We start from the raw sequence: 22,282 nt of genomic DNA, 5'->3' as shown, positions 1-22,282 counted from the left end.
CGCCGTCATGTCAGCCGATCACGGTGCAGCTGGCCGTGGCCTTCTTGGCCGGGTCGCTCTCGGACGTGGCCGTGAGCTTGATCTTGCCGACGTGACCGCCGCCGGTGCGTACGGCGTCCACGCTGATGAGCTGCTGCTTGCCGAACTCGACGGAGGCCAGCGCGTTGGGCAGCCGGACGTCCCAGCCCTTGCCCTGGGCCTCGGCCTTGAGCCGGTAGATGTCGGCGTTGAGGTAGGCGCTGACGTCCTCGGGGTGCTGCCCACGGGCCGCGGCCTTCTTGCCGGTGTTGAACAGCGGGAACTTGCAGGTGGAGACGTTCTTGCCGGACGGCGGCCCCACCGAGGGCAGCAGCCTGACGCCGCGCCGCTGCGGGCCCGCGCCGTCGAGCGAGCGGATCGCGACCGTGTACGACAGCTGGCCCTTCTTGTCCCGGTGCAGGTCGGTGACGTAGAAGTGCAGGCGGTTGGCCTCGTCGACGTACTCGTACTCGCTGCCGGAGTCGGTGCCGGCGTGGAAGAGGGCGTCGGACAGCTGGCGGTAGTCGCCGATGGTGATCGGCACCTTCGTGCCGTCGGGCAGCACGTAGTCGGTCATGCCGATGTCCTGCGGGTTGGCGTCGATCACCCACTCGAACGGCGACCTGTCCTCGTTCTTGGTCTTGGCGAGCAGCACGCCGGAGTCGGGCGTGAACGAGTCGGCGCCCATGCGGTCGACGACCTCGACGGTGTAGTTGTCGTAACCACCGCCGTCGCACAGCGGATCGCCGCTGTCACAGGTGCTGCGGTCCTGGTCCATCGCGATGTTGACGCCGGACAGCCCGTTCTTGCCCGGCTGCACCACGCGGGCCGTCACCTTGGCGGTCACCAGGCCCGACTCGGCGAGCGCCTCGCGGCTGAGCCGCAGCACGTTCGCCTCGTCCACCATGTTCAGCTTGATCTTGTTGCGGAGCATGTGCTGGGCGCCCATCGACCCGCCCGCGGTGGGCGGGATGAGCCAGCGGGAGTGCGGGCCGCCGGGGCCGTTGAAGCTGCCGCGGCTCAGCATCTCCCAGATGCCGGTGTACGACCGCCGCGGCGGCACCCCGTACGGGTTGTTGTAGTTGTCGGCGATGCCGAAGATGTGGCTCAGCTCGTGGGCGTAGACGCCCATGCCGGAGCTCTCGGCCTGCACCGAGTCGACGCCGAAGCGGGCGTTGGGCCAGAAGTTGGAGCCGGCCTGCCAGGAGGTCCACTCGACGTAGCGGGTCGGCGACCAGTTGGGCAGCGCGGGGTCGTCGGGGCCCCACTCGTCGGGGACGTCCTCCTTGGCCGGGAACTTCATCATCCCGAACTCCTGCCAGGTGGCCGATTCGTCCTGGCCGGCGCTGAGGTAGAAGACGAAGTCGAACTGGTCCGCCACGTCCTGGCCGACGTCGGCCAGCCAGGCGGCGTTGCCGTCGGCGCGCAGGTTCTTGGTGCAGCTGTCGCCGGAGGGGCACGACTGGCGCTGGTACTCCATCGCGTACTCGTGGTCCTTGCCCGGCATCGTGTACGGGCCGAACCCGGTCAATTCCACGCCGATGCGGCCACCGGAGTCCTCCATCCAGTATTCGTGGATGGTGTGCCCCTTGTTGAGGTCGTTCGGGGTGTTGAGGAAGTCCTGGTAGAACGTGGCGACCTGGTCGCGCGGGATGTCGTGGGCCTCGGCGCTCGGGTTGGCGTACACCGTCGAGTTCTGCGGCTGGGTCATCACGAACGGCTGGTTGGGGTAGTCGAGCAGCACGAGCGCGCCCTTGAAGGTGCGCTGCGACCCCTTGACGGCGGGGTCGTTCCACTTCGTGCCGGGGGGCTTCTTGTAGTCCGCCCACGTCATGTTGTCGGGGTTCACCCAGTTCTGCGGGTCGACGGGCTTGAGGCCGGCGCTGGGAGTCTTGCGCAGGGCCCGCTCATCGGCAGGGGTGTCGAGGGATTCGTCGAGCTGCCAGGGCTGGGTCTGCGGCCAGTGGTTCTGCCGCCACGGGTGCTCGGGGTTCTCGGGGGGTGCTGCGGAAGCAGGGGTCGCCATCAGGCTCACCGGGATCAGCACGATGGCCGCCAGCAGACCCTTCAGCAGCTTCTTCGGGGCGTTCACGGCTTGACCGTATAGACGTTGTTGACGGAGATCACCGAGCAGTTGTAGGGAAGACCTGTACTGACATTTCCGTCATTTGTCGAAAAGTCCACGTAAGGGGGTGGTTGTGGCGGATCTTCAGCGGGCCGTGGACGAGCTCGCCGCCCGCCTCGAACGCCCCCTGCTCCTGGAGGACCGCCACCAGCGCGTGGTCGCCTACAGCGAGCAGAACGGCGCGATGGACGACGTGCGCCGCGACTCGATCCTGCGCCGGCACACCGTGCCCGAAGTGCGGCGGTGGCTGCGCGCGGCCGGGATCGCCGAAGCGACCGGGCCGCTGCGCACGCCTGGCGCGCCGCAGCTCGGGCTGCTGCCGCGGGTCTGCGTCCCCGTACGGCACGCCGACGGCCTGCTCGGCTTCCTGTGGTTCATCGACGCCGAGCCGCCCATGCCCGAGCCGGCCGTCGCCGAGGCCGCCCGCGCCGTGCCGGGGCTCGCCCTCGCGCTGTTCCACGAGAGCCTGGCCAGCGGGCTCGCCTCGCAGCGGGAGCTGGAGGCGGTGACCGGGCTGCTGCTCGGCGAGCGGGACGCGGCCAGGCAGCTCATCGAGGCGGGCGCGTTCCCGCAGGCGCAGCCGGTGACCGTCCAGGTGGCCAGGCCGCGTACGGCCGAGCCCGACGACGCGCTCCGGCTGGCGCTGGAGCAGGGGCTGCTGGCGCTGCGGCGGCGGCTGAGCGGGCACCACCCGCTGCACCTGATGCGCTACGACCACGCGGTGCTGCTCACGGCGGGACCGCCGGTCCCGGCCGACGAGCTGCACGCGGCCATGCCGGTGCCGGTGGTGGTCGGGGTGGGGCGGCCCAGGCCGGAGCTGGCGCTGGCGGCGGAGTCGTACCGGGAGGCCAGGCACGCGGCCGAGGTGACGGCGCGGGTGCCCGGCCTCGGGCGTACGGCGGAGTGGGCCAGGCTGGGCGTCTACCGGATGCTCACCCAGCTGCCCGACCAGGAGCTGCACCCGGGGCTCGAAGGGCTGCTGGCGGACGCGCAGTACCTGCCGCTGCTGGAGACCCTGGAGACGTACCTGGATCTGGCGGGCAGCGCGGTGGCGACCTCGAAGGCGCTGCGGCTGCACAGGACCTCGCTGTACTACCGATTACAGCGGGTGGAGGAGCTGGCCCGCACCGATCTGAAGGACGGCGGCGAGCGGCTGGCGCTGCACCTCAGCCTGAAACTGGCCCGCCTGTCCGGGCGTTATCTGCCGCGCGAGCCGCCCGGCCCGTCCTGACCTCCGCTCTCGACGCGTTCGAGCAGCTCGCGCAGCGACGCGCGCTGCTCGGGCGTGAGCACCGCGAACAACTCCTCGCCCGCTTCCCTGCGCGCCTCGCGGGCCCGCTCGGCCAGCGCGCGTCCCTCGCCGGTGAGCACGACCAGCGTGGAGCGCCGGTTGGCCGGATCGACCTGCCTGCGCACCAGGCCCGCCGTCTCCAGCGCGTCCACCACGGGCGTGAGCGAGCGCGGCACGATGCGCAGCTCGTCGGCCAGCCGGACCATGCGCATGGGCTGCCCTGCGTCGGCCAGAGCCCGCAGCGCCCGCGCCTGGCCCGGGTTGAGCCCCAGCGGCACCAGCCGGTGGGCGTAACCGTGCCGCACGCGCTTGCCGACCAGGTAGAAGAGCTCCGCGAGCTCCTTGTCTGTCATGCCGAGAAGTTTAGCCGGAACAAATATGAGCTAACCTCTGTTCGAATGGGCAGCCGAAAGGAGGTTCCACGTTGGCGGAGGAACCGCGCGCGCCGATCGGGCGCATCATCAAGCTGTTCGGCGCCTACCGCGGCCGCCTCACCGTGGTGGCCTCGCTCATCGTGCTGTCCTCGCTGGTGGGGCTGGCCTCGCCGTTCCTGCTGCGCGAGGTGCTCGACGTGGCGATCCCGGCCAGGGACGCCGGGCTGCTCACCCTGCTCGCGCTCGGCATGGTCCTCGTGGCGGTCACGACGACCGTGTTCGACGTGCTGCAGACGCTCGTCTCCACCACCGTGGGCCAGCGGGTCATGCACGACCTGCGGCTCTCGGTCTACAGCCACCTCCAGCGCATGTCGCTGGCCTTCTTCACCAGGACCAGGACCGGCGAGGTGCAGTCGCGCATCGCCAACGACATCGGCGGCATGCAGGCCGTCGTCACCTCGACGGCCGCGTCCCTGGTCTCCAACCTGACCACGGTGATCGCCACAGTCGTCGCCATGGCCGCGCTCGACTGGCGGCTGACCCTGGTCTCGCTCGCGCTGCTGCCGGCGTTCGTGTGGATCAGCCGCAAGGTCGGCTCCGAGCGCAAGCGCATCACCTCCGAGCGCCAGCGCAAGCTCGCCGGCATCGCCTCGATGGTGCAGGAGTCGCTGTCGATCAGCGGCATCCTGCTCGGCCGCACAATGGGCCGCTCCGCCGAGCTGACCGAGCGCTTCGGCAAGGCCTCGCACGAGCTGGCCGAGCTGGGCGTGGCCACCAGCATGGCGGGGCGCTGGCGGCAGGCGTCGATCCAGCTCGTGATGGCCGCCATGCCCGCCGCCATCTACTGGGCCGCCGGCCACACCGCGGCGATCTCGGTGGGCACGCTGGTGGCGTTCACGACGTTGCAGACGAGCCTGTTCCGGCCGATGGTGTCGCTGCTGCGGCTCGGCGTCGAGGTGCAGACCTCACTGGCGCTGTTCGGGCGCATCTTCGAGTATCTCGACCTGCCGGTGGACATCAGGCCGGGCACGCGGGAGCTGACGGACGTGCGCGGCGAGGTCCGCTTCGAGCAGGTCGACTTCGCCTACGGCGACACCCCCACGCTCACCGGCGTCGACCTCACCGTGCCCGCCGGCTCGTCGCTGGCCATCGTGGGCGAGACGGGCTCGGGCAAGACCACGCTCAGCTACCTGCTCCCCCGCCTGTACGACGTCACCGCCGGCCGGGTCACCATCGACGGCGTGGACGTGCGGGACCTGACGTTCGAGACGCTCAGCGACACCGTGGGGGTCGTGTCGCAGGAGACGTACCTGTTCCACGCCTCGATCGCCGACAACCTGCGCTTCGCCCGCCCCTCGGCCACCGACGAGGAGCTGGAGGCGGCGGCGCGGGCGGCGCGCATCCACGACCACATCGCGGCACTGCCCGACGGCTACGACACGGTGGTTGGCGAGCGCGGCTACCGCTTCTCGGGGGGTGAGAAGCAGCGCCTGGCCATCGCCCGTACGCTGCTGTGCGACCCGCCGGTCCTGGTGCTCGACGAGGCCACCAGCGCGCTGGACACGCAGACGGAGAAGGCCGTGCAGGAGGCGCTGGACGCGCTGGCGCGGGGGCGTACGACGGTCACCATCGCCCACCGCCTGTCCACCGTGCGCGACGCCGACCAGATCGTGGTGCTCGACCACGGGCGGGTGGTGGAGCGCGGCACTCACGACGAGCTGATCGCCCGCGGCGGCCACTACGCGGCCCTGGTGAGCCGCGACCATCCCGTGGAACGCGTCTGACCGCGTTCTCAACGTGCTTTGCCTCACATTACAGTCAGACCGGAATCCGCTTCGCGGAAGCGCTTGTTCATCCCCCGGTGCTTCCCCAAGGCAAGGATTCTTCGTGTCTCTGTCCTCCTCCACGTTTCAGGGCCCTGCGTCATCACAATTACCGGCTCTGGGCGGGAGCCGACATCGTCTCCGTGACCGGTACCCGGATGCAGGTGCTGGGGGTGAACTGGCTCATCCTGACCCTGACGGGCTCGGCGACCAGCGTGGGACTGAGCCTTGTGATGCAGGCGCTGCCGACGCTGGCGGCCTGTTCGTGGTCAACGCCGCCAGCTTCTTCGTGATGATCGCGGCCGTGCTGGGCATGCGGCGGCGGGAGTTCCATCGGCTGGCCGCCGCCGACCGGCAGCCCGGCGCCGTGCTCGACGGCCTGCGGTACGTGCTGCGCACGCCCTGGCTGCTCGTGGTGCTCGCGCTCTGGTTCGTCTCGGGCAGCGTCGGGCGCAACTACCAGGTCACCATGGCCGCCATGAGCGCGGGGCCGCTGGAGTCGGGCGCGGGCGGCTACGGGTTGCTGTCCACGGTCTTCGCCGTCGGCACGGTGCTGGGCGGCTTCCTCGCCGCCGCGCGGCCCCGGCTGACGCTGCGGCTGCTGCTCATCATGGCGTTCCTGACGGGGCTGGTGCAGGCGCTGAGCGGGCTGATGCCGTCGCTGTGGTCGTTCGCGGCCCTGATGGTGCCGATCGCGGCGGGCGCGGTGGCGCTGGACACCACCGTCTCCGCCCGCGCCCAGCTCGACAGCCCCGACGCGATGCGCGGGCGGGTCATCGCGGCGCTGTCCATCGTCAGCGCCGCCGCGGGCGCGGTCGGCGGGCCGCTGCTCGGCTGGCTGAGCGACACGCTCGGGCCGCGCGTCGCCCTGGAGGTCGGCGGCGTGGCGTGCCTGTCGGCCGCGCTGCTCGCGGCGGTGGGGCTGGCCCGGCTCTCCGGACGTACGGTCAGGCAGGCCATCCGGCTGCGCCCGCAGCTGGAGAACGCCTGACCACCTGTTGGAATGCTCTTTCCCTCTGTTGGGTTGCATATCAGCGAACAGTTAACCTATAACTGGAGTTGGAGGTTAGCTGCGAGCGAGCAACCAGAGGAGGGTGGAAATGCTTCTGACCTCTATCGACCCGTTCCTGCAGGAGTTCGAGCGGCAGTTCGACCGTCTCACCCGTCACACGTTCGACAACGGCCGCGCGATCATGCCGATGGACGGGCTGCGCCGCGATGACGACGTCATCCTGCGCTTCGACCTGCCCGGCATCGACCCGGACTCCATCGAGGTGACCGTGGACCGCGGCGTCCTCAGCGTCACCGCCCGCCGCGAGCAGGAAGTCACCGACGACGAGCGGCTGTTCGTCCACGAGCGGACGATGGGCACGTTCACCCGCCGCGTCTACCTGTCGGAGCACCTCGACGCCGACAACATCGACGCGGGCTACGCCAACGGCGTCCTCACCGTGCGCATCCCGGTCATGGAGCGGGCCAAGCCGCGTAAGGTGGCGATCCAGCGCGGCGAGCCCAAGGCCATCAGGGCCTGACACGCGGTCTCGGGGGCGGGCGTCCCTGACCGCCCGCCCCCGACCCGTGAGGAGATGACATGCCGGACCTGCCCTTCGACGACGAGCACGCACCTCTCTACTCGCTCGGGCAGGTGGCGGAGATGCTGCAGGTGCAACACGCCTTCCTGCGCCGGCTCGACCAGCACGACGTCATCAGGCCCAGCAGGTCGAGCGGCGGCCAGCGGCGCTACTCGCGGCGCGACATCGTCGTCGTCCAGCACGTCACCCGCATGGCCGGGGAAGGCATGACGCTCATCGCCATCCGCCGCATCCTGGAGCTGGAGCGCGAGGTCGCCGCCCTGCGCCAGGAGCTCGAAGAGACGCGGGCACGGCTGCGCGAGCAGGAGTGACACCGGAGATCGGCCCGGAGATAGGAGGGGCGCGTACTCTCGTGGCGTGCACAACACGAGATACGCGCCCTCCGGCATGGTGTGCAGCGTCGACCACCTGGCCTCGGCGGCCGGGCTGGCGATGCTGGAGCGCGGCGGCTCGGCCGCCGACGCGGCGATCGCCGCCAACGCCGTGCTGGCGGTCGTCGCCCCCCACATGTGCGGCCTCGGCGGCGACCTGTTCGCCCTGGTCCACGACGGCGCCACCGTCACCGCGCTCAACGCCTCAGGACGTGCGGGGTCCGGCGCCGATCCGGCCCGGCTGCGCGCCGAAGGCCACACGCGCATGCCCCACCTGCACGACATCAGATCCGTCACCGTGCCAGGGTGCGTCGACGGCTGGGCCGCGCTGCACGGCAGGCACGGCAGGCTGCCCATGGCCGAGCTGCTGGCGCCCGCGATCCGGCTGGCCTCCGCCGGGTTCCCCGCCTCTCCGCTGATGGTGGCGGGCGCCGCCAACGCGGCCCGGCGGCCCGGTGGCGGCGACTTCGCCTCCGTACGCGCGGCGGGCGACCGCGTCACCAGGCCCGGCGTGGCCCGCGCGCTCCAGGCCGTGGCCGGGCACGGCCGAAACGGCTTCTACCTGGGCGAGTTCGGGCAGGGCCTGGTCGAGGCGGGCGCCGGCGAGTATGTCGAGGCCGACCTGGCCGCGCCTGGCGCCGACTGGGCCGAGCCGCTCAAGACCCGCGCCCACGGCCACGACGTCTGGTCCATGCCGCCCAACTCCCAGGGCTACCTGCTGCTGATGTCCCTCGCCATCGCCGAGGGGCTCGACCTGCCCGCCTCCCCTTCCCATCCCGTCTGGGCCCACCTGCTGGCCGAGTCCGCCAGGATCGCCGGGCACGACCGGCTCGACGTGCTGCACGAGGACGCCAAGGACCTGCTCGACCCGGCCGAGATCACCCGGCGGCGGTCGCGGATCGACTCGCGGTCCCGGCTGCGGCTCGGCGGGCCGGCCCAGGACGGCGACACGACCTACCTGTGCGTGGTCGACGGCGACGGCATGGGCGTCTCGCTCATCCAGTCGAACGCGTCCGGGTTCGGCAGCATGGTGTTCGAGCCCCGTACAGGGATCAACCTCCACAACCGCGGCATCGGCTTCTCGCTCAAGCCCGGCCACCCGGCCGAGTACGGGCCGGGCCGCCGCCCGCCCCACACGCTCACCCCCGCGCTGATCACCCGCCCCGGCGGCTCGCTCAGGTCCGTCGTCGGCACCATGGGCGGCGACGCCCAGCCCCAGATCCTGCTGCAGGTCATCACCCGCCTGCTGCGCCACGGCGAGGAGCCGGGCCGGGCCGTCGCCGCGCCGCGCTGGCGGCTCGGCACCGGCGGCACCGGGTTCGACACCTGGGACGCGCCCGACGACGCCGTGCTCGACCTGGAGGAGGGCGGCGGCTGGTCCGACGGCCTCGCCGCGCTCGGGCACCGGGTGGCGGCGCTGCCGTACGGGAGTTCGTTCGGCCACGCCCACCTCATCGACGTCCGCCCCGACGGCATGCTGGCCGGCGCCGCCGACCCGCGCTCGCTCGTCGGCGCCGCGATCGGGCGCTGAGCCGCCGGGTAGCGGGCGCCGCCGGCATCCCCGGCCGGTCGCAGATGGGCAGGCAAGAGCCGGCGCAGGCTGTGAAGAAGGCCGGATCCTAGGATTCCGGCCCGTTCAGCGGGTAGGGGTACCCGTATGACGGAGCTGCCTCCGGACCGGTTCGGCCTGGCTGACGAGCAGGAGATCGAAGTCGAGGAGTGGACCGACGACCTCGGGTTCCGGCACGAGGTCGTCCCCGACGACCCCCGGCACCACGACTCGCTCGACGAGCGCCTGCGCCGCGAGGCCCCCGACCGGCTGCGCGGACCCCGCCCCAAACACCGGCTCACCCAGCCGGACGAGGGGCTCGGGCCCGACCTGGACGACGAGGAGATCGCCACGGTGTACTCCGACGACGCCGACGACCTCTCGGCCGAGGAGCGCGCGATCCGCATCGACTCGGAGGACGACCTCACCTAGCGTGAAGCGCCCTCGGCCGGCGCTCAGGCGAGGCGGCGCAGGGCGGGGAGGATGGCGTGGAGGTCGTCGACGATGACGTCGGCGGCCTTCGCCTGCGGCCGCTCTGCGTGCAGGTAGCCCCACGGGCCGCGGCGCAGCAGCGCGGTGCGCATGCCCGCCGCCGCGGCCGGCAGCACGTCGTTGTCCAGCCGGTCGCCGACGTACAGGATCTCGCCGGGCGCGCATCCGGCCACCGCGGCGACCTTGGCGAAGAAGCCGGGGTCGGGCTTGGCCACGCCCCAGCCGTCGGAGGTGTGGACGGAGTCGGCGGGCAGGTCCATCGCCACCAGCGCGTCGTAGGCGCGGCACGGCTGGTTACCGGCGATGATCACCTGGTGTCCCGCCGCCCTGATGGCCGCCAGCGCCTCGCGCACGTCGGGATAGAGATCGCCGGCGTCGAAGTGGTTGCGCAGGCCGTCGGGGTCGTCACGTTCCCAGGCCGCCACCTCGGCGTCGATGTCGATGCCGGGACGCACGAGCCGGAAGGCGTCGCTGTGCGACCTGTCGAGGGCCGCCATCCCGCCCAGGGCGCCCATGAGCAGGAAGGGGCTGATGCCCAGCCGCTCGGCCCAGCGGTGCCAGATGCGGCCCTCGCTGATGAGCGTCTCACCGACGTCGAACACCACTGCCTTGATCATTGATCCCCCTGCTCACCTGGCGGCTAGGCGCACCGGCCGGCCTGGCAGAACAGGGCAAACGGTGCACGGGTGATTTTCTCACGGCACGGCCGCGAACCACACGTCTCAGGGCGCCAGCCGGTCCATCGCCTTCGCGATGCGCTTCTCCGACACCGGGGTCGGCGTGCCGAGGGTCTGGGCGAAGAAGCTCACCCGCAGCTCCTCGATCATCCACCGGATCTCCACCACGTCGGGGTCGCCCCGCCGCGCCGGATGCAGCTTGGCCAGCAGGTCGTCGTAGTCGTCCTCGACCTTGTGGACGCGGTCCATCCACTCCTGGTCGCGCCACGGGTCCTCGGGGAGCTTGGTCAGGCGACGGTCGATGGCCCGCAGGTAGCGCAGGACGTCGGACAGCCGCCCGTGACCGGTCGCGGCGACGAAGCCCGGGTAGACGAGCCTGCCGAGCTGCTCGCGTACGTCGTCGGTGGCGGCGCTCGCGCGCAGGGCGTCGAGCCGGGCCCCGGCCTCGTGCCACACGCTGAGGATCTGCTCGACCTTGCCCAGCACGTCGCGGGCGGTGTCATAGAGGTTGGCGCGAACGTGCTGGTAGAGGCGGTCGTAGCCGACCGGCTCCCAGACGACGCCGCCCGCCTCCAGCATGAGCTTGTCGACCGCCGCGTTGACGACGTCGTCGAACAGCGCCACCGCCCCGCCGTGCGGGCTGCGCGACAGCGCCAGCTTGGCCTGGTTGGACAGGCCGCCGAGCAGGGACTTCGCGGGATTGGTGACGTTGAGCAGGAGCAGGCGGCGCAGGCCCGGCCAGTGGGAGCGGCGCTGCTCGGCCTCGGTCTCGAAGATCTTGACGGAGACGGAGTCGCCGGCGTCGACGAGCGCCGGATAGCCCTTCATCCGGCCCTGCTCGAACACCTTGGGCAGGGTGCCGAAGCTCCACGTGTGCAGGCCGGTCTGCTCGAGGTCGTCGCCGGCTTGCGAGAGGGTCTGGCGCAGGCGCGGGGCCAGCCGCCGCTTGAGCGCGTCGAGGTCCTTGTCCTCGGCCACCGTACGCCGCTTCTCGTCGATCACGCGGTACGTGATGCGCAGGTGGTCGGGCACCTGGTCGAGCTGCCACGCCTCGCGCGGCACCCGGACGCCCGTGAGCCGCAGCAGCTCGCGCTCGACCGCGGCCAGCAGCGGCTCACCGCCCTGCTTGACGCCGGCCAGCACCTGCTTGGCGTAGTTGGGCGCGGGCACGAAGTTGCGGCGCAGGTGCTTCGGCAGCGACCTGATGAGCGCGGTGATGAGCTCTTCGCGCAGGCCGGGGATCTGCCAGTCGAAGCCGTCGGAGCTGACCTGGTTGAGCACCGCCAGCGGCACGTGGACGGTGACGCCGTCGGCGTCGGCCCCCGGCTCGAACTGGTAGGTCAGCTTCATCCGCTGGCCGAGCTGCTTCCACGTGTCGGGGTAGTCGCGGGCGCTGATGTCGGCGCCCTCGTTGACCAGCATCCCGGGCGAGAACGTGAGCAGGTCGGGCTGCTCCCGCCCCGCTTTCTTCCACCAGGAGTCGAAGTGGCGGGCCGAGACGACGTCGGCGGGCACCCGCTGGTCGTAGAAGTCGTAGAGCGCCTCGTCGTCCACCAGGATGTCGCGGCGGCGGGCCCGATTCTCCAGCTCCTCGACCTCGCCGAGCAGCCGGCGGTTGTCCTTGAGGAACTTGTGGTGGGTGTCCCAGTCTCCCTCGACCAGCGCGTTCCTGATGAACAGCTCCCGCGACAGGTCGGGGTCGATGCGGCCGTAGTTGACCTTGCGGCCGACGACGAGCGGGACGCCGTAGAGGGTGACCTTCTCCAGGGCGATCACCGCGCCCTGGTTCTTCTCCCAGTGCGGCTCTGAGTAGGTGCGTTTGACCAGGTGCTGGGCGAGCGGCTCGACCCAGTCGGGCTCGATCTTGGCGTTGACCCTGGCCCACAGGCGCGAGGTCTCGACCAGCTCGGCCGACATGACCCACTGCGGCTGCTTCTTGGCCAGCGCGGAGCCGGGGAAGATGGCGAAGCGGGCGTTGCGGGCGCCGATGTACTCCTGGATCGGCCGCCGGCCGTCCTGCCCGCGCTGCTTGTCGATGACGTCCTTCACGCCGATGTGCGACAGCAGGCCCACCAGCAGCGAGGCGTGGATGTGGTACGGCTCGGCGGGCTGGGAGTTGGGCTGGGCGCCGAGCGTCTGGCGGAGCTGGCTGTAGATGTCCTGCCACTCGCGTACGCGCAGGTAGTTGAGGAACTCGGCCTTGCACAGCCGCCGGAACGCGCTGGACGACAGCTCCTTCTGCTTGTCGCGCAGGTGGTTCCACAGGTTGAGGTAGGCCATGAAGTCGGACTCGGGGTCGGCGAAGCGCCGGTGCTTCTCGTCGGCCTGCTGCTGCTTGTCGGCGGGCCGCTCGCGCGGGTCCTGGATGGACAGGGCCGCGGCGATCACCATGACCTCGCGCAGGCAGCCGTTCTTCTCTGCCTCCAGCACCATGCGGCCGAGCCGCGGGTCGACCGGGAGCTGCGCCAGCTTGCGGCCGATGGGGGTGAGCTTGTTGTGGGCGTCGAACGCGCCCAGCTCGTGGAGCAGGTTGACGCCGTCCTTGACCTGGCGGCGGTCGGGCGGCTCGACGAACGGGAACGCCTCGATGTCGCCCAGCCCGATCGAGGTCATCTGCAGGATGACCGAGGCCAGGTTGGTGCGCAGGATCTCGGGGTCGGTGAACTCCGGCCTGCTGAGGAAGTCGTCCTCCTCGTAGAGCCGGATGCAGATGCCGTCGGACGTACGGCCCGAGCGGCCCTTGCGCTGGTTGGCGCTGGCCTGCGAGATCGGCTCGATCGGCAGGCGCTGCACCTTCGTGCGGTGGCTGTAGCGGGAGACGCGCGCGTAGCCGGGATCGACCACGTATTTGATGCCCGGCACGGTCAGGGACGTCTCGGCGACGTTGGTGGCCAGCACGATGCGGCGGCCGGTGTGGCGCTGGAAGACGCGGTGCTGCTCGGCGGCGCTCAGCCGGGCGTAGAGCGGCAGCACCTCGGTGTTGCGGAAGTCGGCCTTCCCCAGGGCGTCGGCGGCGTCGCGGATCTCCCGCTCGCCCGACAGGAACACCAGGATGTCGCCAGGGCCCTCACTGATCAGCTCGCGGCAGGCGTCGACGATGCCCTGGGTCTGGTCGTCGTCGTCGTCGAGCGGGCGGTAGCGCACCTCGACGGGGTAGGTGCGGCCGGAGACCTCGACGATGGGGGCGTCGTCGAAGTGGCGGGAGAAGCGCTCGGGGTCGATGGTGGCGCTGGTGATGATGATCTTGAGGTCGGGGCGCTTGGGCAGCAGCTGTTTGAGGTAGCCGAGGATGAAGTCGATGTTGAGGCTGCGCTCGTGGGCCTCGTCGATGATCAGCGTGTCGTACTGGTCGAGCATGCGGTCGTTCTGCAGCTCGGCCAGCAGGATGCCGTCGGTCATGAGCTTGACCAGCGTGCGGTCGCTCGCCTGGTCGGTGAAGCGGACCTTGTAGCCGACCACCTCGCCGAGCCCGGTGCCGAGCTCTTCCGCGATGCGCTCGGCGACCGTGCGGGCGGCGATGCGGCGGGGCTGGGTGTGGCCGATCAGGCCGCGTACGCCCCGGCCCAGCTCCAGGCAGATCTTCGGGATCTGGGTGGTCTTTCCCGAGCCGGTCTCGCCGGCGATGATCACGACCTGGTGGTCGCGGATGGCGGCGAGGATGTCGTCCTTACGCTGCGAGACCGGCAGGTTGTCCGGATAGGTCACCGCCGGGACGGCGTCGCGGCGGCGTACGAGCCGCTGCTCGGCCCGCTCGACGTCGGCGAGGATCTCGGCGGCGATCTTGTCACGCGCGTCGCGGGAGCGGACCCTGCGCATGCCGTCGAGCCTGCGCCGCAGCCGCCGCTGGTCGCGCGGCATGAGCTCGGGCAGGCGCGACTGGAGCTCCGCGAGTGACCCGGAGGGCCGCGCGGGCCGGGAAGGCGGGGCCGGAGACGGCGAGGACGGCGAGGACAACGAAGACGTTCCCATACTGCTTTCAGGATATTTGAGCTCCGCTTCGCCGGAGCCAACCGCCCATGGTGCCCGAGCCGCCCGCCGCGCGCATCCCAATATCGCCGTGACTAGCGGCTGTGCGCGGTGACCACGTAGCCGTCGGGGTCGGTGAAGCTGAACGAGCGGCCGAACGGGCCGTCCGCCGGCGGGGTCGCGATCGGCACGCCGGCCGCCTGGAGGTCGTCGTGCAGCCGCTGGGCGTCGCCGCACTCGAACCACAGGACGACGCCCGTGCCGGGGCGTTCGGGCAGCTCGACGCCGGGGAGCGGCTCGCGTACGGCGAAGGGGACGGGCTCGGTGGCGAACACCACGGCTCCGGGCGGGCCGGCGGGGGCGCGCTTGAGCCCGAGGCGCCGCTCGTAGAAGTCCGCGGCCTTGGTGAGGTCGCGGACCTGGAGGGCGACGAAGTCGATGCCGGTGACGGCCATGGTTTTCTCCTCGCATGTCAGAACATTGACATAGGAACTGTATGTCAGAATGTTGACATGACGCAAGACGAGCTTGGGCGCAGCGTCGGATACCAGCTCAAACGGGTGCAGGCGGCTCTGCGGGCGGCCATGGACGGCGTGCTGCGCGCGCACGGGCTCACCACGCCGCAGTACTCGTGCCTCGACGTGCTCGGGCAGCGGCCAGGGCTGTCGAACGCGGAGCTGGCGCGCGCGGTGTTCGTGACCCGGCAGTCGATGAACGTGCTGCTGCAGCACCTCCAGGAGGCCGGGCTGGTCGAGCGGCCGTCGACGGCCCCCTCGGGGCGCGCGCTGCCCGCCCGGCTCACCGAGGCAGGCGGGCGCCGCCTGGCGGCCGCCAAGGCCGACGTGCTGGCCGTGGAGCGGCGGATGAACTCCCCGCTGGCCCCGGACCAGGCGGAGGAGCTGGCGCGACTGCTGGCCCGCATGGCCGAAGCCCTCACGGACTGACACCCGCGGGCCCCGCACAGCGTCGGCGGCTACATGGGGGAGGGGCGGCGGCGCTATGCGTAGGCAGCGGCGCTACGTGTGGGAGGCGGCGGCGTGGGCGGCGCCGATGATGCCGGCCTGGTTCTGGAGGCCGGCCGGCACGATCGGCGTGTCGAGCCGTACGTGCGGCAGGAACTTCTGCGCCTTCTTGCTCACTCCCCCGCCGAGGACGATCAGCGACGGCGAGAACAGCATCTCGACGTGCCGCAGGTACTCCTCGACCCGCTCGGCCCACTTCTCCCAGCTGAGGTCGTGCTCCTCGCGCACCCGGGCGGCGGCGCGGTGCTCGGCGTCCTTGCCGTGCAGCTCCAGGTGCCCCAGCTCGGTATTGGGAACGAGCACCCCGCCGGTGAACAGGGCGCTGCCGATGCCGGTGCCGAAGGTGAGCACCAGCACCGTCCCCTGGTGCCCGCGGCCGGCGCCGAAGCGCATCTCGGCGAGGCCGGCCGCGTCGGCGTCGTTGAGCACGGTCGCTCCGCCGAACAGCCGGCCGGCGTCCACGCCGATCCACGAGCGGTCGACGTTGGCCGCCGAGCGCACCACGCCGTCCACGACGACGCCCGGAAAGGTGACTCCGACCGGACCGTTCCACCCGAAATGTTCGCGCAGCTGAGCCACCACGCCCGCGACCGCGTCCGGGCCCGACGGCTCCGGCGTAGGGATGCGCAGCCGCTCCCGCAGCAGCTCTCCTGCGTCCGTGTCGACCGGCGCGCCCTTGATGCCGGAGCCGCCGATGTCGATGCCCAAGACGTCCATGCTCTTCCTCTCCCCGCTACGACGCCGGCGAACTCTCTTTCCGGTCCGGCTGAACCCGCGTCCCGCCCGCATACGTATCTCGCGTCACAAGCGCTCATTAGGAGGCACCGGATGCGGCCACGCATCATCACACTCTGCGCTGTTGCGGTCGTTGTGGGAGCGACTCTCACCACTCCCGCACACGCCACCACCAGGACGCGTTTCGACGTCATCAACCTTGTGTCGGACGTCAAGGGCAAGGCCCCTGTCACCGACCCCAAGGTCGTCAACCCGTGGGGCCTGGCCATGGGCAAGACTCTGTGGGTCTCGAACACCGGCACCGGCACCGCCACCGTCTACTCCGGCACGGGCAAGAAGGAGAAGACGGAGGTGGCGATCCCGGGCGGAGCCCCGACCGGGCAGGTGTTCAACCCCGGCCAGGGCTTCACCGTCAAGGGCAAGCCGGCCACGTTCATCTTCTCCAGCCCGAGCGGCGCCATCAGCGGCTGGAACGCGGAGGTCGACCCGGCCAACGCGATCATCGCGGCCTTCACCCGCGGCGCCGACTACAAGGGGCTGGAGCTCGTCCAGACCGAGGACGAGGCGTTCCTGCTGGCGGCCGACTTCGCCGGTGGGCGCATCCACGCCTTCGACCAGGACTTCCGGCATGTCAAGCTGGCGCGCTGGCAGTTCAGGGACTCGGCGCTGCCGAAGGGCTACAACGCCTACAACGTGGCGGTGGCCAACGGCAACATCTGGGTCGCCTACGCCCTGCGTGACCCGGCGACCGGCAAGCCGGTCTTCGGCAACGGCAAGGGGTTCGTCAGCCGGTTCGACGCCAACGGGCGGCTGACCGGGCGCATCTCCCGGGTCGGGCTCAACGCCCCCTGGGGACTGACCGCCGCGCCCAAGGGCTGGGGCCGCGAGTACGCGGGCTCGCTGCTGGTCGGCAACTTCGGTGACGGCACGGTGCACGCGTACAAGCGGGGCCGGCACCTCGGCGCCCTGCGCGACTCCGGTGGCAGGCAGATCGTGCTGCCCGGGCTCTGGGACCTTGAGCCGGGCACCGCCGCCACCGGCGGCGAGAAGGCCCTGTGGTTCTCCGCCGGCATCGACGGCACCAAGCACGGCCTGGTCGGCGTGATCGCGCCTAAGGGCACGAAGGTCAGCTCGAACGGGGCGGCCGCGGCGCCGAAGCCGTCGGGCCAGAAGACGAGCGCCCCAGCGACCCGGCCCCCCTCCCAGAATCCCTACGGCGGGTACTGACCGGCGCTCAGCCGCCGCCGTCCCCTCCAGCCCGGCGAGGAGCGCAGCTCGCCCACAGGGGCGAGGGGGCGGCGGTCGGGGGTCTCCGGCGCGGCCGGCGCGAGCCGCGCCGGAGACGCCCGCGACCCTCGCGATCGCGGACCCCGCGCGGCCGGTCATGTGAGGGCGGTCAGGTCAGGGCGGTCATTGAGGGCGGCGGTCAGGTCGGCGAAGGTGCGGTAGTGGACGCCGGTCATGCCGAGCGCCACGGCGGCCTCGACGTTCTGCGGCCGGTCGTCCACGAACAGGCAGCGCTCAGGCGCCGCCCCGGCCAGCTCGGCGGCGATCTCGTAGATGCGCCGGTCGGGCTTGGCCACGCCGACCCTGGCGCTGCTGACCACGGCGTCGGCGAAGTGTGTGAGACCCAGCAGGTCGAGATGCGACTCCAAGGTGTCCATGGCGTTGGTCACGATGACCACCGGCACGTGCTCCTGCACCCGGGCCAGCAGCTCCCTGACCTGCTCGTCCACCCAGAATGTGATCTCCACGAACTCGGCCACCGCCTGCCTGGCCCGCTCGTCTCCCCCGAGCGCCACGGCGACCGACTCGGCCCATTCGGCCTCGGTGCGCTCGCCGAGCGTGGCCGGCATGATCAGATCGGGGTCGAAGGCCGTCGTCGTGAGCGGCAGCCCGTAGCGGGCCTCGATCTCGTCCTGGGCGGCGTGGTCGAAGTGGCGCAGCACGCCGTCGAAGTCGGTGAGAACCGCGTCGTAGGGGATCACAGCCCACCATTCTGCCCGGTGCCCGCAACCCCGTCCCCCTGCCACAGGTGCTGAGGGGACCCGCGGCACTACCATCTCCGAGACAGGATTCGGTATCGGAACGGTAGGGCATGAGCGATCACCGGCTGCCACGCGAGCTGTGCCAGCTGTTCGCCGACGGCGGCAAGGGGAGGAGACTGCCCGTGGCGCTGCCTCCCGGCGACGTCGTATGGCCGGATCCCGGCTACACCGGGCAGGGGGAGGCACCGCGACCGGCGTTCTGGATGAGCGACGAGCAGGCGGGCGGCGCCGACTGGGCGCTGCTGCGCGAGTGGCACCCGCACAGCGGCTTATGGCCGCTGCTGCTGGACGAGTCGGCGCAGCCGTGGGCGGTCGGGCAGGTCGTGCCGGACGATCCCCGTCAGATCGACCACTTCACCGCCGAGGGGTTCATGGCCGAGGTGTGGGAGGAGTGGGTGGCGCAGATGCCGGCGGACGCGCTCGAAGAGCTGGAGCCGTACGGCGCGATCTGTCCTGGTCCGGCCCCGCCCGGCGTGCTGCGGGCCGATCCCGAGGCGGTGGCGGCGTGGCTGGCGGGCGAGCTGGCGGCGAAGGGGATGCCGCTCGGCCTGGTCGCCGCGGGCCGCGGCGCGGACGCGCTGGCCGTCATGGGCTGGCAGGGAGCGCTGCACCACAACGAGTGGATGGTGCCGATGGCGGCGGTGGTGCGCAGCTGGGAGGACCGCTTCGGGGCGCGGGTGGTGAGCGTCGGGTTCAACACGCTCGACCTGAGCGTCGCGGCGCCGCCGGTCGATCCTGAGCACGCGCTGCACGTGGCGGCCGAGCACTGGACGTTCTGCCCGGACAACGTGGTGCAGGGTCCTGGCGATCTGCAGGGGTACGCGGAGCAGATCATCGGCGGGCACGCCTGGTCGTTCTGGTGGGACTGAGCGCTCCAGGGCGCCCCTGACGCGCGGGGGCCGGTTTCCGTGCCGTCCCGGCCCCGTCGTCCGCGTCAGGGGACGCGCGCCACGGCCCCGTACGTGCCGGACGCGCCGGGATCGCAGGCGTCGTCGGAGCCGTCGGGCCGCCAGTCCGGGACCCACACCAGCCCCGGCTCGACCAGTACGAGCCCTTCGAGCAACGCCTTGACCTCCTCCCTGGTGCGTACGGCATGCCCCGGCAGCGTCATCGCGAGCAGGTCGTGAATGGCCGGCAGCAACTCGGGGGGAATGGCGTCGAACGTGGTCTGCACCAGCGACAGATAACTCCGCTCGGGAACGACCTGCCGAATGCGTTTGATCACGTAATGGAAGTATTCGTCGTCGTTGAGGCTGTAAGCCGACAGCAGTAACAGGGCCATGGGCCGGTCCCAATCGAGGAACGTCTGCAGGACGCGGTCGTCGAGCACCGCGTCGATCTCGCGCAGGTCGCCTTCGACGACGCGGACGAGATCGGTGACGGGCTCGATGGTGGCCCGCGCTCCGGCCAGCACCATCGGATCGTTCTCGACATAGACCACGCGCGGCACCGAGTCGAGCAGCGCCTTGCGCGCGACGTCGTGCAACTGGCGGCCGGCGGGCAGCCCGCTGGGCACCCCGCTGCCGACGATCACGAACTGGTCCACACCGCGTACGGCCAGGTGACGGACCACCCGGCACAAGAACCGCAGCACGGCACGGGCGGCCGTCGTGGTGACGGGGGCGGCCAGGTCGTAGCGCCGCACGGCGTCCCGATCGGCCGTGAAGTGGTTCTTCCCACCTGCGGCCGCATCGAGAATCCGGGTGACTCTCGCTTGGGTCAGCTCCAGCTTCGCCAGATTTCGGATGGCACGCTGACGCATTGAGTGTTGCCCCTTTCCCCTCGCCCACAATCTCGGGAAAAGATGATCCTTTCGGACCCCACTCGATGACCCAGACCATATGATCCTCGCCACACGGGGAAAGACAACCGGAAAAGCCATTAGTTTTGGGTATATGTCACTAACCACTCGCCGGCATAAATGATCTCGCGGGCGGGAAAGGGCTCATTTTCCGAACGAACGCGAAAGCCTTTCGCGATGGTGGTTGAGCACCTCGAAGGTCTCTTCACGGGTGGTGGTCGTCACCGACAGCTTGGTGAACGCCTGGTGGTAGACCTCCACCTCGGCCGCGTCGCCGGTCAGCCGGTCGGACTCGATGCCGTGGGCGCAGGCGATGTCGGGCTCGAACGCCTCGGCGAAGCGCCAGATCGTGAACGGGCCGGTGCGCGGGACGTAGACGGGATCGTCCGTCGGCACCACGTGCAGCGAGACGTTGGGCCGCTTGGCGTGCTCAAGGAGCACCTCGAGCTGGCGGAGCTGGACGTGCTGCCCGACGATCGAGCGGGTCAGCACGCTCTCGTCGATGACGGCCCACAGCACCAGGCCGTTGTCGCGGGGCAGCGCCTCCTGGCGGGCCATGACGAGGGCGAGCGCCTCGTCGACCGTCTGCTGGCCGAGGGTGGCGGGGCCCGCGACGGTGAGCGCGGCCCTGGCGTACTCCTCGGTCTGCAGCAGCGGCGGCACGAACTGGGGGTGGTAGCTGCGGATCACGGTGGCGCGCTGTTCGAGCGCGTAGCCGGTGGCCAGCCAGACGGGCACCGACTGGGCGTCGTACCAGGCTGCCTCGCGCTCGCCCCTGGCCAGGCTCAGCACGTATTCGCGGATGGGCGGCGACGAGACGCCGTAGACGGTCAGCAGGCGCTCGACCGTGATGGGGGCGGGCGCGATGCGACCCTCCTCGATGGCGGGGATCGCCGCGGCGCCCTTGCCGATCGCGGTCTCGACCTGCTCGACGGAGAGCCGGGCCGAGACGCGCAGGCCGTGCAGCCGCTTGCCGAGCGCCCTGCGCTGCGGCCCGCTCAGCGGCGCGACCGCCTCAGGAATCTCGGAGGTGGGCTCGGGCTCGTCGGGCAGCCCCTCGGCCTTGCGCGCCATCTCCACGACGCCGCGCAGCACGGCCAGCGAGCTCTCGGACAGCCCTGAGGCGGACAGGCCGATGGTGGCGGCGCGCAACTGGAGGTCCTCGACCGACCCTGACTCGAGGTAGTCGTCGCCGACCAGCCAGCCCACGCTCACCTGAAGGCACGAGGCCAGCGCCCGCAGCACCTGGAGCGTCGGGTTGGTCTGCTTGCCCGTGCGCAACTGGCTGACGTAGGCGCGCGTGATGGGGATGCCCGCCTCCGTCAGGGCGGAGGCGACCTGCGCGCCGGTGAAACCGCGCTTGGTCAGCGCGAGATCGAGCCGTTCGGCGAAGTTCGCCACGGCACACCTCCTACCGCCCGTGAACTTTTCCAGCGTAAGGGACGCGGGGCCCGGTGTCCCCTGCCATGCGGGCAAGCTCTGCCCCGCGATGGGGTATCAACTTATTCGCAAACTGTCAGTTGACATAGTCCCCCCCGAAAGCGGACTATCGGAAGCGCATGGTAACTGTGGCTTAACAGCCTACGGGTTCTGGAGAGATTCCCCGGGCAAGGAGGTGGCCGGACATGACCATGGAGCATCGGGACGGTTCCCGGTTCATGGACGATCCGGTCTCCGCCGGGCAGGAAGAGGCGGTGCGCCGCATCTGTGCCCGCGTGACCGGGCCGGAGGCGGGCGACGACGTCCAGGTCGCCGGCCTGCCGCTGGGCGGTCTCCAGGTCTGGCTGGAAAGCCCTCGTCACCGCTGGCGCTTCTACCACCGGATGGCCCGCGAGCTGCGGCTGGCCGGCTGGCACACGGAGACGGGACCGGAACGGCTGCTGTTGCTCGGGTGGAGTGCGGTCTGCCTGAGCCACCGCGTCAGGATGCTGGGCGCGGCCCTCAAGGGACGGCTGGCCGACTTCGACCAGACGGCGTTCACCGCCGTCATGCTCGCCACCCGGCTGTGTCACGACGGGTTCCCGATGGCGGACGTGCCCGCCGAGGTCGAGGCTCGCTGCGCCGACGCGCTGCGCTGGCCGGCCCGGCTGGCCGACCTCGAAGGGCTCGAACGCCGGTCGTCGCTGGAGCCCATGCGGCTCAGGCTGGCCCAGGTGGCCGGTCTGGAGGCCAAGGTGGCCAGGCGCTGCGGTGAGCACCTCGTCCTGGCCTCGAAGGTCGCGCGTACGGTCGCCGGTGGTGCGGGACCGGCACGGACGCGGACGGCCGGGCCCCGATCGGCGGCACAGCGTGCCGGGCTGACGGAGCGCATGGTCTGCGTCAGCGTCCCGAACGTGGCCGAGAGTGCGGTGACGGCCCGATGACGAACACCAGCCGCCAGGGCGCGACCGCGGTCATC

Annotated in this window: 21 protein-coding genes; 12 read left to right on the top strand and 9 right to left on the bottom strand. The window is 71.1% G+C overall.

Translation table 11 applies throughout. The features are described from left to right. Positions 1–10: 10 nt before the first annotated feature. Positions 11–2,110 carry a M6 family metalloprotease domain-containing protein gene (locus ABZW11_RS06505; RefSeq protein ID WP_355413309.1) on the bottom strand — a complete coding sequence of 700 codons (2,100 nt, stop codon included), beginning with the start codon at positions 2,108–2,110 and terminating at the stop codon, positions 11–13. Positions 2,111–2,216: 106 nt separating this feature from the next. Here ABZW11_RS06505 and ABZW11_RS06500 point away from each other — a divergent pair, with 106 nt between their 5' ends. Beyond that, on the top strand, positions 2,217–3,374 hold the full coding sequence (locus ABZW11_RS06500; RefSeq protein WP_355413307.1) for a helix-turn-helix domain-containing protein: 1,158 nt from the start codon (positions 2,217–2,219) through the stop codon (positions 3,372–3,374). On the opposite strand, the gene ABZW11_RS06495 is transcribed toward ABZW11_RS06500, so the two are convergent. Further along, positions 3,341–3,787: a MarR family transcriptional regulator gene (locus tag ABZW11_RS06495; RefSeq protein WP_355413305.1), complete on the bottom strand. Its 447-nt coding sequence runs from the start codon at positions 3,785–3,787 to the stop codon at positions 3,341–3,343. The two genes, ABZW11_RS06500 and ABZW11_RS06495, sit on opposite strands and share 34 nt — an antisense overlap. A gap of 71 nt (positions 3,788–3,858) precedes the next feature. Between ABZW11_RS06495 and ABZW11_RS06490 the strand changes: the two genes are divergently transcribed. The 7 genes from ABZW11_RS06490 to ABZW11_RS06460 all read left to right on the top strand — a co-directional run bounded on the left by ABZW11_RS06490 (position 3,859) and on the right by ABZW11_RS06460 (position 9,575). Beyond that, on the top strand, positions 3,859–5,592 hold the full coding sequence (locus tag ABZW11_RS06490; RefSeq protein ID WP_355413303.1) for an ABC transporter ATP-binding protein: 1,734 nt from the start codon (positions 3,859–3,861) through the stop codon (positions 5,590–5,592). Positions 5,593–5,774: 182 nt separating this feature from the next. Continuing rightward, positions 5,775–5,924: a hypothetical protein gene (locus ABZW11_RS06485; protein WP_355413301.1), complete on the top strand. Its 150-nt coding sequence runs from the start codon at positions 5,775–5,777 to the stop codon at positions 5,922–5,924. After that, complete coding sequence (locus tag ABZW11_RS06480; RefSeq protein WP_355413299.1) at positions 5,924–6,622, top strand: MFS transporter; 699 nt, start codon at positions 5,924–5,926, stop codon at positions 6,620–6,622. Before ABZW11_RS06485 ends, ABZW11_RS06480 begins: the two co-directional genes overlap by 1 nt. A gap of 109 nt (positions 6,623–6,731) precedes the next feature. Then, entirely contained in the window at positions 6,732–7,163 is a 432-nt protein-coding gene (locus tag ABZW11_RS06475; RefSeq protein WP_355413297.1) for an Hsp20/alpha crystallin family protein, read from the top strand. Between the two features lie 59 nt (positions 7,164–7,222). Then, the gene (locus ABZW11_RS06470; protein WP_355413295.1) at positions 7,223–7,534 is read left to right on the top strand and encodes a MerR family transcriptional regulator; all 312 of its coding nucleotides are present in this window, start codon (positions 7,223–7,225) and stop codon (positions 7,532–7,534) included. A gap of 46 nt (positions 7,535–7,580) precedes the next feature. Further along, positions 7,581–9,125 (top strand): gamma-glutamyltransferase, encoded by a 1,545-nt coding sequence (locus ABZW11_RS06465; RefSeq protein WP_355413293.1) that lies wholly within the window; start codon positions 7,581–7,583, stop codon positions 9,123–9,125. 126 nt (positions 9,126–9,251) lie between these two features. After that, on the top strand, positions 9,252–9,575 hold the full coding sequence (locus ABZW11_RS06460) for a DUF5709 domain-containing protein (RefSeq protein ID WP_355413291.1): 324 nt from the start codon (positions 9,252–9,254) through the stop codon (positions 9,573–9,575). A gap of 23 nt (positions 9,576–9,598) precedes the next feature. On the opposite strand, the gene ABZW11_RS06455 is transcribed toward ABZW11_RS06460, so the two are convergent. The 3 genes from ABZW11_RS06455 to ABZW11_RS06445 form a co-directional block, all read right to left on the bottom strand. Further along, positions 9,599–10,252 (bottom strand): HAD family hydrolase, encoded by a 654-nt coding sequence (locus tag ABZW11_RS06455; RefSeq protein WP_355413289.1) that lies wholly within the window; start codon positions 10,250–10,252, stop codon positions 9,599–9,601. Positions 10,253–10,357: 105 nt separating this feature from the next. Then, positions 10,358–14,281 (bottom strand): ATP-dependent RNA helicase HrpA, encoded by a 3,924-nt coding sequence (gene hrpA, locus ABZW11_RS06450; protein ID WP_355413287.1) that lies wholly within the window; start codon positions 14,279–14,281, stop codon positions 10,358–10,360. Positions 14,282–14,373: 92 nt separating this feature from the next. Then, positions 14,374–14,733, bottom strand: coding sequence for a VOC family protein (locus tag ABZW11_RS06445; RefSeq protein ID WP_355413285.1), 360 nt, complete (start codon positions 14,731–14,733; stop codon positions 14,374–14,376). A 57-nt stretch (positions 14,734–14,790) separates the two neighbouring features. Between ABZW11_RS06445 and ABZW11_RS06440 the strand changes: the two genes are divergently transcribed. Beyond that, entirely contained in the window at positions 14,791–15,222 is a 432-nt protein-coding gene (locus ABZW11_RS06440) for a MarR family transcriptional regulator (protein ID WP_355413283.1), read from the top strand. A gap of 72 nt (positions 15,223–15,294) precedes the next feature. Here the strand turns inward: ABZW11_RS06440 and ppgK are convergent, their stop codons facing one another. Further along, positions 15,295–16,017 (bottom strand): polyphosphate--glucose phosphotransferase, encoded by a 723-nt coding sequence (gene ppgK / locus ABZW11_RS06435; protein WP_355413281.1) that lies wholly within the window; start codon positions 16,015–16,017, stop codon positions 15,295–15,297. Positions 16,018–16,236: 219 nt separating this feature from the next. Here ppgK and ABZW11_RS06430 point away from each other — a divergent pair, with 219 nt between their 5' ends. Continuing rightward, on the top strand, positions 16,237–17,262 hold the full coding sequence (locus ABZW11_RS06430) for a TIGR03118 family protein (protein WP_355413279.1): 1,026 nt from the start codon (positions 16,237–16,239) through the stop codon (positions 17,260–17,262). 155 nt (positions 17,263–17,417) lie between these two features. Here ABZW11_RS06430 and ABZW11_RS06425 read toward each other — a convergent pair whose 3' ends face one another. Further along, a complete protein-coding gene (locus ABZW11_RS06425; protein WP_355413278.1) occupies positions 17,418–18,023 on the bottom strand; it encodes an HAD-IA family hydrolase in 606 nt (201 codons plus the stop codon). 110 nt (positions 18,024–18,133) lie between these two features. Here ABZW11_RS06425 and ABZW11_RS06420 point away from each other — a divergent pair, with 110 nt between their 5' ends. Then, positions 18,134–18,952, top strand: a complete 819-nt coding sequence (locus ABZW11_RS06420; RefSeq protein WP_355413276.1) for a DUF4253 domain-containing protein — start codon at positions 18,134–18,136, stop codon at positions 18,950–18,952. A 65-nt stretch (positions 18,953–19,017) separates the two neighbouring features. On the opposite strand, the gene ABZW11_RS06415 is transcribed toward ABZW11_RS06420, so the two are convergent. Further along, on the bottom strand, positions 19,018–19,845 hold the full coding sequence (locus ABZW11_RS06415; protein WP_355413274.1) for an SAM-dependent methyltransferase: 828 nt from the start codon (positions 19,843–19,845) through the stop codon (positions 19,018–19,020). A 183-nt stretch (positions 19,846–20,028) separates the two neighbouring features. Then, entirely contained in the window at positions 20,029–21,285 is a 1,257-nt protein-coding gene (locus ABZW11_RS06410; protein WP_355413272.1) for a Scr1 family TA system antitoxin-like transcriptional regulator, read from the bottom strand. Between the two features lie 224 nt (positions 21,286–21,509). Between ABZW11_RS06410 and ABZW11_RS06405 the strand changes: the two genes are divergently transcribed. Next, positions 21,510–22,247, top strand: coding sequence for a hypothetical protein (locus ABZW11_RS06405; protein WP_345387553.1), 738 nt, complete (start codon positions 21,510–21,512; stop codon positions 22,245–22,247). Positions 22,248–22,282 lie beyond the last annotated feature (35 nt).

Origin of the sequence: Nonomuraea sp. NPDC004580, assembly GCF_040609855.1 — a bacterium.
Classification (GTDB): domain Bacteria; phylum Actinomycetota; class Actinomycetes; order Streptosporangiales; family Streptosporangiaceae; genus Nonomuraea; species Nonomuraea salmonea.
This window is presented reverse-complemented; position numbering and strand designations above follow the sequence as displayed.